This is a genomic window from Photobacterium sp. Hal280 (genome assembly GCF_037162255.1).
Lineage (GTDB): Bacteria > Pseudomonadota > Gammaproteobacteria > Enterobacterales > Vibrionaceae > Photobacterium.
In genome coordinates, this window is sequence record NZ_JARLUO010000005.1 from 700,042 (window position 1) to 713,354 (window position 13,313).

Consider the following 13,313-nt stretch of genomic DNA (forward strand, 5'->3'; position numbering starts at 1 on the left):
AGTAAGCCTGGAAGGTACAATAAATGACCACGAATCCTAAACCGACTTATCAACGGATCCTGCTGAAACTGAGTGGCGAAGCGCTGCAGGGCGACGAAGGTTTTGGTATTGATGCACATGTGCTTGACCGCATGGCTCAGGAAATCAAAGAACTGGTAGAACTAGGCGTACAAGTTGGTCTGGTTATCGGTGGTGGTAACCTGTTCCGTGGTGCAGGTCTGGCTGCTGCGGGTATGAACCGAGTTGTGGGCGATCACATGGGTATGCTGGCGACAGTGATGAATGGCCTGGCCATGCGTGACGCGCTGCACCGTGCCTATGTGAACGCGAAAGTAATGTCAGCCATTCCGCTGAATGGTGTCTGTGACAGCTATAACTGGGCAGAGGCTATCAGCCAGCTTCGCCAGGGCCGGGTTGTGATTTTCTCTGCCGGTACAGGTAATCCTTTCTTTACAACAGATTCTGCTGCGTGTCTGCGCGGTATTGAAATTGAAGCTGATGTTGTGCTGAAAGCCACAAAAGTGGACGGTGTTTACAGCGACGATCCAGTTAAAAACCCAGAAGCTGTTCTTTATGATAAGCTAGGTTATCAGGACGTTCTGGAACAAGAGCTGAAAGTCATGGATCTCGCCGCCTTCACACTGGCTCGTGACCACGGTATGCCAATTCGTGTGTTCAACATGAATAAACCGGGCGCGCTGCGTAAAGTGGTGATGGGTGAGCCGGAAGGTACCTTGATCGCTCACAGCGAGTAAGGGCGTAACATATTGATAGGGTAGGAAAACAGCTTCCTGCTAAGACCGACTATTCAAGGGTACAAACGTGATTAACGATATTAAAACTGATGCGCAAACGCGCATGGACAAAAGTGTTGAAGCACTGAAAACTCAGCTGGCAAAAGTGCGTACTGGTCGTGCACATCCAAGTTTGCTAGATGGTATTCAGGTTGACTATTACGGATCTAACACGCCGCTGCGTCAAGTAGCGAACGTCATCGCTGAAGATGCCCGTACCCTGGCCATTACGGTATTCGACAAAGAACTGACGCCTAAAATTGAAAAGGCGATCATGATGTCGGATCTGGGCCTGAACCCTTCATCTGCAGGTACGGTTATCCGGGTGCCACTGCCACCATTGACCGAAGAGCGTCGTAAAGATTTGGTTAAAGTTGTTCGCGCTGAAGCTGAACAAGGCCGTGTTGCCATTCGTAACATTCGTCGTGATGCCAACGCTGAAGTGAAGGCACTGCTGAAAGATAAAGAAATTTCAGAAGACGATGATCGTCGTGCTCAGGATGACATCCAGAAGCTGACGGATGCCGCCGTGAAGAAAATCGATACCATTTTGGAAGCGAAAGAAAAAGAGTTGATGGAAGTTTAAGGTTCTCCTTACTTATTATTGACTCTGGCTTGATAAGCTCTAAGGCGCTGTGCGTGCAGCACGGCGCTTTTTTGTTGAGGGAAAAGTATGACAGAGCATACAAGCAGCACTGAATGGTATACCCAGAACCTGCCCAAGCACGTGGCTATCATTATGGATGGTAACGGACGCTGGGCCAAGGCGAAGGGGAAAGCGCGGGTGTTTGGCCATAAAGCCGGTGTTGAAGCCGTACGTAAAACTGTCTCTGCTGCGAGCCGTTTGGGTATTCAGGTCGTGACTCTGTTTGCATTCAGCAGTGAAAACTGGCGCCGCCCGGAAGATGAAGTGTCTTTATTGATGGAACTCTTTCTGACCGTTCTTGGCCGGGAAGTGAAGCGTCTGCACAAAAATAACATCCGTCTTAAAATTATTGGCGACACCAGCCGCTTCAGTCAGCGTCTTCAGGACAAAATCACGGCCGCAGAAACTTTGACCGCTGCCAACACCGGCATGGTTCTGAACGTGGCGGCAAATTATGGCGGGCAATGGGATATTCTTCAGGCCACCCAGGCTCTCGCACGAGAAGTGGCCGAGCAGGGGCTGACCCCGGATGATATCACTGAAGACATGCTGGCTGCCCGCTTATCCACCAGTGGCTTGCCTGATGTCGATCTTCTTATCCGTACCAGTGGCGAATGCCGGATCAGTAACTTCATGCTGTGGCAGACCGCCTATGCCGAGCTGTATTTCACACCACAACTCTGGCCTGATTTTGATGAAAATACCTTAGCCGATGCCATTGCCTGGTTCATGGATCGGGAGCGTCGTTTCGGTTGTACGGGTGAACAAATAAAAAAGTTACTGAAAGCTCAGTAACACCAAGATGGTAGCGTGGAAAATGGAACCCCGCTGCCATTCTGAAAACAAGCTCGTGGCTTGTTGGACTGCTGCCAAGCAAGATATTGCTGAGAAGCGACAACGATAAATAATAACGAGAGGAACAAGCTTGCTTAAGCAACGAATTTTGACTGCATTGGTTCTGGCGCCATTAGTGATAGCCGGCATCTTCCTGCTCCCTTTTTCGGGTTTTATGTTGGCTATCGCAGGGATTACCCTGGCTGGCTTCTGGGAATGGACCCAGTTTGTAAATACCCGTTCACGCCTGCTGGCGATGATACCCCCTGTATTCGTTTTACTGGTGTCGTTTCTGGCCCTCCCTGCTGATGCCATCGAATTGGGGAATATACAATTTCCCCATCACATCATGTTAGCTGCAGGTGGCGCCTGGTGGTTGTTTGCCTGTTTGCTGGTCGTGACCTATCCGAACCAGTCTGGCTTCTGGGTTCGTTCAACCACGCTTCGCTACCTGTTTGGCTTACTCACCCTGATTCCCTTTTTCTGGGGCGTCGTCATGTTGCGTGCTGTGAACTATGCCGAAGCCCCTTATCTGGGCGCCAAACTGGTGATGTTGGTCTGTTTACTGGTCTGGGCGGCTGACAGCGGTGCCTATTTCGCCGGTAAGCGATTTGGCCGCCACAAAATGGCGCCCAGAGTCAGCCCGAATAAAACCCTTGAGGGACTTGCCGGTGGCGTGCTGCTGGCAGTGGTCGTCGCGTGGGTAACCGCAGAAATGTTTGGCATCACCTTTAATAACAGCGGTGCGCTGTTAGTGACAGTGGTACTGACTGTGGTTGCCTCTGTATTTGGTGATCTGGCCGAAAGTATGCTCAAGCGTGTTTCCGGAATTAAAGACAGTGGACAGATCTTACCCGGCCACGGTGGTATTCTGGACCGGATAGACAGTCTGACGGCAGCATTGCCTGTTTTTGCATTGCTCTATCTCTGGCTGATCTGAGACCTGATTCGGGGGAAGCGGGTAACCACTTCCCCCATTTTGATTTTGATACCCCTGATAGTGTGTTGACCCCCTGTTTACACACTGACGGAAAATGAACGGTAGGATGATGGCTGTGAACAGCCAGAATTCGTAAAGTAGTGAAGGTATGCGTAAGTTAACCATTCTTGGAGCAACGGGGTCGGTAGGCACCAGTACATTGGCCGTAGCGGCAAACAATCCTGACCATTTTGAGGTGGTTGCGCTGGCGGCTGGGACAGACAGCCGTAAAATGTTTGAACTGTGCTGTCAGTGGAAGCCCAAGTTTGCTGCAATGGCCAGTGAGCAGGCCGCACGTGAGCTGTCTGAGCAGTTGAAGGCGCACGGTGTAGCCACTCAGGTGCTGACCGGTGTCGCTGGCATGTGCGAAATCGCCGCGCTGGATGAAGTGGATACCGTGATGGCCGCCATCGTGGGAGCGGCCGGACTGATGCCGACTATGTCTGCGGTCAAAGCCGGAAAGCGTGTACTGCTGGCCAATAAAGAAGCCCTGGTGATGTCTGGCCAGATGTTTATTGATGCTGTTGCGAAGTACGACGCAGAATTATTACCGGTGGACAGTGAACATAATGCGATTTATCAGTGTCTACCTTTAGATGTTCAAAAGCAGACCGGGCGTTGTGATCTGTCTGCGGCTGGGATCAGCAAGATTTTGCTGACCGGCTCTGGTGGTCCCTTTCGCTATACCGATCCACGGGATCTGGAGACAGTAACGCCGGAAATGGCCATTGCGCATCCAAACTGGTCGATGGGACCGAAGATTTCTGTCGACTCGGCCACTATGATGAATAAAGGGCTGGAGTACATAGAAGCCCGCTGGTTGTTTAATGCGGCCAGGGAGCAACTGGAGGTGCTGATTCATCCCCAGTCGGTCATCCACTCTATGGTACAGTACAAAGATGGTTCAGTGATTGCGCAGATGGGATTGCCGGATATGCAGACGCCAATCGCTTTTGCCATGGCCTATCCTGAAAGGGTGGATGCCGGCGTGAAACCGCTTGATTTTACCCAGGCGGGAGAACTGACATTTATGGCGCCGGATATGTCGCGCTATCCGTGTCTGCAGCTTGCGATCGATGCGTGCTACAGTGGACAGGCAGCAACCACGTCGCTCAATGCGGCCAATGAGGTGGCGGTGGCAGAGTTTCTGGCCGGCGGCATACGTTTTACCGATATCGCGCGAGTAAACCAGCAAGTGCTGGAGCGGGTTAATCTGACAGAGCCGCGGAGTCTGGAGTGTGTGATGGCGTTGGATACTGACGCACGACAGCTGGCGCAGCAAGTGATTCAGAAGGTAGCTAAATGATGGGAATTTTGTGGAATTTGGGTGCCTTTCTCGTTGCGCTGGGCATTTTAATTGCGGTGCATGAATTCGGACATTTCTGGGTTGCACGCCGTTGCGGCGTGTATGTCGAGCGTTTTTCCATTGGTTTTGGCAAACCGCTCTGGCGCCGGGTCGACAAGCAAGGAACCGAATACATACTGGCCATGATCCCACTTGGCGGTTATGTCAAAATGCTGGATGAACGGGTTGACACTGTACCGGCTGAACGCCGCCATCAGGCTTTCAATAACAAGTCATTATGGCAAAGAAGTGCCATTGTGGCGGCAGGCCCTATAGCTAACTTTGTCTTTGCTATCTTCGCCTACTGGGTTGTGTATCTGATTGGTGTTCCTGCGGTGAAGCCGGTGATCGGGGAGGTTGCGCCGCAATCCATCGCTGCCCAGGCCGGTATTGAAAGCGGCATGGAACTTAAGTCAGTTTCTGGCATCCAAACTCCGGATTGGGAATCTGTCAATATGGCCATGATAAGTCATATTGGTGATGATGAGATGACGCTGACAGCCGTGCCGCCGGAAGAGTCTTACGAAAAGACATTCAATCTGGATTTGCGTAACTGGTCTTTTGACCCGGAAAGTGAGCGTATACTGACGACGCTGGGCATTACCCCGTTTTCACCACAGATCACGCTGGAAATCGGTCAGTTGGTGGATAACGGAGCGGCCCAAAAAGCCGGCTTCGAAATCGGGGATACGATTGTCTCTATCGATAACCAGCCGATTACGCAATGGCAGCAGGTGGTTGATGTGGTTCGCGCCAGCCCGGATCAAGCGCTGACGGTGCAGCTGCGCCGTGACAACGCGCTGGTCGAAGCTTCTCTGACGCCCGTTACGAAAGAGTTGCCAAGCGGTGAGTGGGTTGGGTACGCTGGTTTCGCGCCTGTGATGTCAGCGTGGCCGGAAGATCAGCGTTTTGTTCGTCAGTATGGACCGATTGAGGCCATTGGCGAAGCCACCGGGAAAACCTGGCAACTGGTGACACTGACCTTTGACATGGTGACCAAACTGGTGACCGGGGATGTGGCACTGAAGAATTTAAGCGGCCCGATTTCTATCGCCAAAGGTGCGGGAACAACGGCTGATTACGGCATCGTGTACTTTTTGGGTTTTCTGGCTTTAATTAGCGTGAACCTGGGTATAGTGAACCTGTTGCCGCTGCCTGTGCTGGATGGTGGGCATTTACTCTTTTTTGCAATTGAAGCTGTGACACGACGTCCTGTTTCGGAGCGTATACAAGATCTTGGCTACCGTCTTGGATCTGTGATTTTAGTCGTTTTGATGGCTGTAGCGCTCATAAATGATTTTACCCGCCTTTAATAAGTGCGTTTTTAGCAAGGAATAATCAGAACAGTAATGGCGATGAAGAAACTGTTAGTCGCATCCCTCTTGCTTGGCAGCAGTGTGGTACATGCGGAACAATTTGTGGTGGATGATATCCGCTTTGAGGGATTACAGCGTGTAGCCTTAGGTGCTGCATTGCTGAAAACGCCTGTCAGAATTGGTGATTCGGTCGATGAGCGTGACGTCGCGGATATGATTCAGGCCTTGTTTGCTTCAGGGAATTTTGAAGATATTCAGGTTTTCCGTGAGGGCAATGCGTTGGTGGTCAAAGTCATTGAACGCCCGACCATCGCCAGCATTACTTTTTCCGGCAACAAGGCCATCAAAGACGAGCAGCTTCAGGAAAACCTGAACGCCTCTAAGATCACGGTCGGTGAAGCGCTGGATCGCACGACGCTGAGTAAGATTGAAAAGGGTCTGGAAGATTTCTACTACAGCGTGGGTAAGTACAACGCCAGTGTTAAGGCCGTTGTGACCCCTTTGCCACGAAATCGTGCTGATCTGAAATTTGTCTTTACCGAAGGGGTATCGGCGAAAATTCAGCAAATTAATTTCATTGGTAATAACGTGTTTACCGATGAAGATCTGCGCGACAAATTCAATCTGCAGGCCGATGTCCCCTGGTGGAACTTCCTGGCTGATGAAAAGTATCAGAAACAGGTCCTGGCTGGTGATTTGGAAACCTTGCGTTCTCAATACCTCAACAACGGTTACCTGAAATACAAGCTTGAATCGACCCATGTCTCCATTTCCCCGGATAAGAAAGGGGTATACATCACCCTGAATATCAATGAAGGCAAGCAGTATACTGTGAAGGGCGTCAAATTCCGCGGTAATCTGGTTGGCGCGCAGGGCGAACTGGCCGGGCTGGTCACCTTTAAAGAGGGTGATATTTACAACGGTGCGAAAGTCACAGGGTTGGAAGAATCGATCAAACGCCGGCTTGGCGAGTTGGGCTATGCCTACCCGCAGGTGAATACCATTCCCGAGTTTGACGATACCAATCAGCAGGTGTCCCTGCTGGTGAACGTTGAACCAGGCAAACGTATTTATGTGCGAAATATTGCTTTCTCTGGCAATACCTCAACCCAGGACGAAGTGCTGCGCCGTGAAATGCGCCAGATGGAAGGCAGCTGGCTCAACTCTAAGTCGATTGAACGCGGTAAAGAGCGTCTGAACCGTACCGGTTTCTTTGAATCGGTGGATGTACAGACCGTGCGTGTTCCGGGCACCGAAGATCAGGTCGATGTTCAGTACAAGGTAAAAGAAGCCAACGCCGGTAACATCAACTTTGGTGTCGGCTATGGTACCGAATCCGGAGTTTCTTTCCAGGCCGGTATCCAGCAGGATAACTTCCTGGGGACAGGTAACCGTTTCGGCATCAGTGCCATGATGAATGATTACCAGAAAAACGTGAGTGTCGAATACCGCGACCCGTATTTCACCCTGGATGGTATCAGTCTGGGCGGCAAAGTGTACTACAACGAGTTTGAAGCCTCTGACGCGAACATTTCTGACTATACCAACCAGAGCTACGGTGCCAGCCTGACCTGGGGCTTCCCGTATGATGAACTGAATTTCTTTGAATTTGGTCTGGGCTATGACCATAACAAGATCTCAAATACGGAAGAGTATTATCAGATCGAGAAATTCAAACAAATTCATGATTTTGACCAAGCCAACACGTCCATCGAGCTGGATGATTTTGACTGGTCGGTTTCCTGGACCCGCAATAACCTGAACCGGGGCTTCTTCCCGACAGCAGGTAACCATCAGCGTGCGACCTTCCGTATGACAGTACCGGGTTCAGATGCCCAGTATTTTAAAGCGCAGTATGATGTCCGCCAGTACTTCCCGTTAACCCAGGAACAGGATTTTACTCTGTTGCTTCGCGGCCGGCTGGGCTATGGTAATGGTTACGGCACAACGGATAATGGCAGCGATCAGCTGTTGCCGTTTTATGAAAACTTCTATGCGGGTGGCTTCTCTACCCTGCGGGGGTTCCGTTCCAACACTGTCGGTCCGAAAGCTGTCTACGTGGGTGGCTGTGATAGCGGCGGCAGCATCGGCGGCAATAACAGCTGTGCGACAGGTTCAGATGATGCGGCGGGTGGTAATGCTGTCGCACTGGCCAGTGTTGAGCTGATCGTTCCGACACCGTTTGCTTCTGAAGAAGCGAGGAACCAGATCCGTACCAGCCTGTTTATTGATGCCGGTAACGTGTGGGACACCGAGTACGATTTGAGCGGACAGGATGGTGATTTTCTGTATGACTACTCAGATCCTTTCCTGATCCGTGCTTCATACGGTGCGGCTCTGCAGTGGATGTCACCCATGGGACCTCTGGTCTTTTCGGTCGCGAGACCACTGAAAAAATACGATGGTGATGACGAAGAATTCTTCACCTTTACCATCGGACGCACATTCTAACCCTTTAAGGAGAGAGCCTTTGAAACAGTGGATTAAAGCAGCCGGTCTTAGCCTGGTCGTTCTTTCATCATCTTTGTATACCCAGGCTGCGGCAGCGGCTGAGAAGGTAGGCTACGTTGCTACGGCTCAAGCCATGGCGCAACTGGCACAGCGTTACAACTTGCAGGATAAGCTGCGTAATGAGTTTCAGGGACGGGTCACAGAATTGCGCTCTCTGGAAACCAATATCAAATCCAAGCTGGAAAAGCTCAAGCGTGATGGTCAGCTGATGAGTGCCAGCGACAAGTCTAAACTGCAAAATGAGTTGCAGACGCTGGATGGCCAGTTCAAGCAAAAAGCGCGTGCCCTGCAGGAAGATCAGGCGCGTCGCGCGTCGGAAGAGCAGCAAAAGCTGGCCATGAAATTGCGTACAGCGATTCAGGATGTGGCGAAACGTGAAGGCTACGATATGGTCGTTGATGGTCAGGCAATTCTGTTTGCCAACCCGAAAGATGATCTGTCTGCGAAAGTGATGTCAGCAGTGAAATAAGCTGCGCTTGTTTCACTGAGTGCTAGCGAGTGAGTACACCGGGAAGGGAATCAAGGCCCGTCGGGTGTATTTGCTCCTGGTATCCAAAATGACATTATTATGTGAACATTGTTCAAATTGTGGGCGTTTCTGCGTTATCCCTTTGCATTGTCTCTTACTCCGCAGATAATAAGGCGCAGTACGTACAAAACGAAATATTAAGGTAAATAATGGCTGCATTGACGCTTGCTGCATTAGCAGAAAAATTAGGTGCGGAGCTGCGTGGTGACGCAGCGGCCGAAGTCACAGCAATCGCAGGGTTGGGCCAGGCAGGCTCCGGCCAGATCACTTTCCTTTCCAGCAGTAAATACCGTCAGCACCTGCAAGCGTGCAAGGCGACAGCGGTGATGTTGACACCGGCTGATGCTGAATATTTCGACGGAAATGCACTGATCGTTAAAGACCCTTATCTGGCCTACGCCAAAGTGGCTCAGTGGCTCGATTCCACACCAGCCAGTGCGGTCGACATTGCGCCATCAGCCTATATTGCCCCTGACGCCATTCTGGGTGAGGGCGTCGCCGTTGGCCATAATGCCGTGATCGAATCCGGTGTGGTGCTGGGCGATCATGTTCAGGTGGGGCCCGGTTGCTTTGTCGGTAAAGGTGCGCGCCTTGGCAGTCGCACTAAGCTGTGGGCCAATGTCAGTATTTATCACAATGTTGTGCTGGGCGATGACTGCCTGGTTCAGTCGGGGACAGTGATTGGCTCTGATGGCTTTGGCTATGCGAACGAAAAAGGCCAGTGGCAAAAAATTCCTCAGCTGGGCACGGTGCGGATTGGCAACAGAGTAGAGATCGGAGCTTGTACCACTATTGATCGTGGTGCGCTTGAGGATACCCTGATCGCTGATGGTGTTATCATTGATAACCAGTGCCAGATTGCCCATAACGTTTCCATTGGTGAAAATACTGCGGTTGCAGGCGCCACGGTCATGGCAGGCAGTCTGAAAGTCGGTAAACATTGTTTTATTGGCGGAGCCAGTGTGTTCAATGGCCATATGGAAATTACCGATGGTGTGACTGTGACAGGTATGGCAATGGTCATGCGACCGATTACTGAGCCTGGCGTGTATTCATCCGGTATCCCACTACAGACTAACCGGGAATGGCGTAAAACGGCGGCACGTGTACTGAAAATTGAAGAAATGAATAAGCGATTGAAATCTGTAGAGAAAAAACTCGAAAAAGATAGTCAGTAGTTTTTCGTTCTTATTTGCCGCTTCGGGCCTGCGTCATTGAGCGCGTAGGCCGCTTACGTTTTTGTCCGGCGCTTTATTAACTTTTTAGACAGGAATGCAGTTTTGACTAGCGAAAACAAAACGCTGAATATCACCGAGATCCAAGCTCTTCTTCCGCACCGTTATCCTTTTCTGATGGTTGATCGTGTTGTGAACTTCGAAGAAGGCAAAACACTGACAGCGATTAAAAACGTTTCCGTCAATGAGCCGCAATTTACCGGCCACTTCCCGAAAATGCCTGTTTTTCCTGGTGTACTGATTCTTGAAGCCATGGCACAGGCCACAGGCTTGCTGGCGTTTAAAACCTTTGGTGCGCCGGCTGAAAATGAACTGTATTACTTTGCCAGCATTGATAATGCGAAATTCCGTAAACCCGTTGGCCCTGGTGACCAGCTGGTGATTGAAGTGGAATTCCTGAAAGAGCGCCGCGGTATTGCCATGTTTAATGGTATTGCGAAAGTGGACGGCGATGTTGTGTGTTCTGCTGAGTTGAAATGCGCGAGACGAGAGTTTTCATGATTCACGAAACAGCACAAATTCACCCATCGGCGGTGATTGAAGACGGTGTGATAATCGGAGCCAATGTGACCGTTGGCCCTTTTACCTACATCGGCAAAGATGTCGAAATTGGCGACGGTAACGAGATCATGTCACACGTTGTGATCAAAGGCCCGACCACGATTGGCAAAGATAATCGCATTTTTCCTTATGCGATTGTTGGTGAAGAGTGCCAGGACAAGAAATACAACGGTGAACCGACGCGTCTGGAAATTGGTGATCGCAATGTGATCCGCGAAAGCGTACAGATCCATCGCGGCACGGTCCAGGATAAAGGCGTCACGATTGTTGGCGATGACAACCTGCTGTGTGTCAATGCCCACGTTGCTCACGATGTCGTGATAGGTAATCACACCCATATTGGTAACAACTCAATTCTGGGCGGCCATGTGGTGGTCGGTGATTACGCCGGCGTGATGGCGCTGTCAGCCATTCATCCATTCTGTAATGTGGGTGCGTACAGCTATGTCGGTGGCTGTTCTGCCGTGGTGCAGGATGTGCCGCCTTATGTACTGGCCCAGGGTAACCATGCGACACCGTTCGGACTGAACATTGTGGGTTTGCAGCGTAATGGCTTTGAAAAGCCAGAAATCCATGCGCTGCGTCGTGCCTATAAAGAGATTTACCGTTCAGGTAAAACGCAGGCCGAGGTGAAGCCGGTACTGGAAGAGATGGCGAAAGACTGGCCTTCAGTTGGCCTGTTGCTGGATGCGCTGAACAATACCGAACGCGGAATTATTCGCTGATATGAGCAAGCCTCTTCGCATTGGAATCGTCGCCGGGGAGATCTCCGGCGATATTTTAGGGGCCGGCTTTATTGAAGCGGTCAAAGCCCGGTATCCGGATGCCGAGTTTGTCGGTGTTGCAGGACCGCGCATGCAGGCGCTGGGCTGCGAAGCTCTGTTTGACATGGAAGAGCTGGCGGTCATGGGGATCGTCGAGGTTGTCGGTCGGCTGCCTCGTCTGTTCCACATTAAAGCCGAGCTGGTGAAATATTTCTCAGCTAATCCGCCGGATGTCTTCGTGGGCATTGATGCACCTGATTTTAATCTGCGTCTGGAAAAAGACCTGAAATGTCAGGGGATTAAAACCGTTCATTATGTCAGCCCGTCGGTCTGGGCTTGGCGGCAGAAGCGGATCTTCAAAATTGAAGCCGCGACTCACCTGGTTCTGGCCTTCCTGCCCTTTGAAAAAGCCTTTTACGATAAATTTAACGTTCCGTGTGAATTCATCGGTCATACCATGGCGGATGCCATTCCGTTAGAGACAGACCAAGCTGCGGCCCGGCAAAAGCTGGGACTGGACAGCGATAAACGCTGGCTGGCCGTGTTACCCGGCAGCCGTGGCGGTGAAATGGGTCTGCTGGCAGAGCCGTTTATTCAGGCTTGCCAGTTGCTGAAAGCGAAACAACCTGAGCTGGGTTTTGTGGTGGCGCTGGTGAATCCCAAACGCCGGGAGCAGTTTGAACAGGCCTGGAAGGCGACGGCGCCCGAACTGGATTTTGTTCTGGTTGATGATACCGCCCGCGATGTCATGACGGCGTCAGATGCGGTGTTACTGGCTTCCGGTACCGTGGCGCTGGAGTGTATGCTGGTGAAGCGTCCTATGGTGGTGGGCTATAAAGTCAAACCGCTCACAGCCTGGTTGGCCAAACGCATGCTCAAGACCAAATATGTGTCATTGCCCAATATTCTGGCGGACAAGGAACTGGTGCCTGAATTATTGCAAGATGAGTGTGTGCCAGAAAAACTGGCTGCAGCGGTGGAACAGAGCCTGACGGCGGACAATCATGAACTGATGGCCGAATTTACCCGGCTGCACCAACTGATTCGTTGTGATGCGGACAAACGGGCCGCCGAAGCCGTGCTGACCCTAATCGGCAAGTCATCTGGTAGTGACCGGTGTTAATCTGCCGGACAGAGTGAAGCACATGATGCAATACGAACCTTTTGTATATCCGGATGCCCGGTTGATCGCGGGTGTGGATGAGGTTGGCCGTGGGCCGCTGGTCGGTGCTGTCGTAACCGCCGCTGTCATACTCGATCCGGCCAACCCCATTGTCGGGCTTGCTGACTCGAAGAAGCTGAGCGAGAAAAAGCGGCTGGCGCTGTTTAACGAAATTCAGGAAAAAGCACTGAGCTGGTCTTTAGGCCGCTGTGAGCCGGACGAGATTGACGAGCTGAATATCCTGCAGGCCACGATGGTGGCGATGCAGCGCGCGGTGGCTGGCCTGTCTGTGCAACCTGATTATGTCCTGATCGACGGCAACCGTGTGCCATCGTTACCTGTGCCGGCACAGGCCGTGGTGAAAGGTGATATGCGGGTGGCAGAAATCAGTGCTGCCTCAATTCTGGCGAAAGTGACCCGTGACAGAGAAATGGAAGCGCTCGATGCCCTGTTTCCCGCTTATGGTTTTGCCCAGCACAAAGGCTATCCAACCAAAGCACACTTTGCGGCGTTGGAAAAACACGGCGCGATTGACCAGCACCGTAAGAGTTTTAAGCCAGTTCGAGAGCGAATTGCGCAAAATTTGAAGTAATGGCTTTCGGGCACTTGCGTTGACGAAAAATCATTTTAGACTCAA

The 13,313-nt window shown here is 51.4% G+C and carries 13 protein-coding genes; all 13 read left to right on the forward strand.

Translation table 11 applies throughout. The annotated features are described in order from the left end of the window. Positions 1–23 precede the first annotated feature (23 nt). Positions 24–755 carry a UMP kinase gene (gene pyrH / locus P4S53_RS12510; RefSeq protein ID WP_027251665.1) on the forward strand — a complete coding sequence of 244 codons (732 nt, stop codon included), beginning with the start codon at positions 24–26 and terminating at the stop codon, positions 753–755. A 67-nt stretch (positions 756–822) separates the two neighbouring features. Beyond that, positions 823–1,380, forward strand: coding sequence for a ribosome recycling factor (gene frr, locus P4S53_RS12515; RefSeq protein WP_120513930.1), 558 nt, complete (start codon positions 823–825; stop codon positions 1,378–1,380). A gap of 87 nt (positions 1,381–1,467) precedes the next feature. Then, positions 1,468–2,235, forward strand: coding sequence for an isoprenyl transferase (locus tag P4S53_RS12520; RefSeq protein ID WP_036759066.1), 768 nt, complete (start codon positions 1,468–1,470; stop codon positions 2,233–2,235). Between the two features lie 130 nt (positions 2,236–2,365). Then, on the forward strand, positions 2,366–3,214 hold the full coding sequence (locus P4S53_RS12525; protein WP_337112921.1) for a phosphatidate cytidylyltransferase: 849 nt from the start codon (positions 2,366–2,368) through the stop codon (positions 3,212–3,214). Between the two features lie 148 nt (positions 3,215–3,362). Then, positions 3,363–4,559 carry a 1-deoxy-D-xylulose-5-phosphate reductoisomerase gene (ispC, locus tag P4S53_RS12530; RefSeq protein WP_337112922.1) on the forward strand — a complete coding sequence of 399 codons (1,197 nt, stop codon included), beginning with the start codon at positions 3,363–3,365 and terminating at the stop codon, positions 4,557–4,559. After that, on the forward strand, positions 4,556–5,911 hold the full coding sequence (gene rseP, locus P4S53_RS12535) for a sigma E protease regulator RseP (RefSeq protein WP_337112923.1): 1,356 nt from the start codon (positions 4,556–4,558) through the stop codon (positions 5,909–5,911). Before ispC ends, rseP begins: the two co-directional genes overlap by 4 nt. A 36-nt stretch (positions 5,912–5,947) precedes the next feature. Then, complete coding sequence (gene bamA / locus P4S53_RS12540) at positions 5,948–8,365, forward strand: outer membrane protein assembly factor BamA (RefSeq protein ID WP_337112924.1); 2,418 nt, start codon at positions 5,948–5,950, stop codon at positions 8,363–8,365. A gap of 19 nt (positions 8,366–8,384) precedes the next feature. Further along, positions 8,385–8,894 (forward strand): OmpH family outer membrane protein, encoded by a 510-nt coding sequence (locus P4S53_RS12545; RefSeq protein ID WP_337112925.1) that lies wholly within the window; start codon positions 8,385–8,387, stop codon positions 8,892–8,894. Positions 8,895–9,103: 209 nt separating this feature from the next. After that, the gene (lpxD, locus tag P4S53_RS12550) at positions 9,104–10,132 is read left to right on the forward strand and encodes a UDP-3-O-(3-hydroxymyristoyl)glucosamine N-acyltransferase (protein WP_337112926.1); all 1,029 of its coding nucleotides are present in this window, start codon (positions 9,104–9,106) and stop codon (positions 10,130–10,132) included. Between the two features lie 102 nt (positions 10,133–10,234). Beyond that, complete coding sequence (fabZ, locus tag P4S53_RS12555; RefSeq protein WP_161444710.1) at positions 10,235–10,690, forward strand: 3-hydroxyacyl-ACP dehydratase FabZ; 456 nt, start codon at positions 10,235–10,237, stop codon at positions 10,688–10,690. Further along, positions 10,687–11,475 (forward strand): acyl-ACP--UDP-N-acetylglucosamine O-acyltransferase, encoded by a 789-nt coding sequence (gene lpxA, locus P4S53_RS12560; protein WP_337112927.1) that lies wholly within the window; start codon positions 10,687–10,689, stop codon positions 11,473–11,475. The genes fabZ and lpxA overlap by 4 nt, the downstream gene beginning before the upstream one ends. A 1-nt stretch (position 11,476) precedes the next feature. Continuing rightward, positions 11,477–12,637 (forward strand): lipid-A-disaccharide synthase, encoded by a 1,161-nt coding sequence (gene lpxB, locus P4S53_RS12565; protein WP_337112928.1) that lies wholly within the window; start codon positions 11,477–11,479, stop codon positions 12,635–12,637. A gap of 13 nt (positions 12,638–12,650) precedes the next feature. Beyond that, the gene (gene rnhB, locus P4S53_RS12570; RefSeq protein ID WP_337114478.1) at positions 12,651–13,268 is read left to right on the forward strand and encodes a ribonuclease HII; all 618 of its coding nucleotides are present in this window, start codon (positions 12,651–12,653) and stop codon (positions 13,266–13,268) included. Positions 13,269–13,313 lie beyond the last annotated feature (45 nt).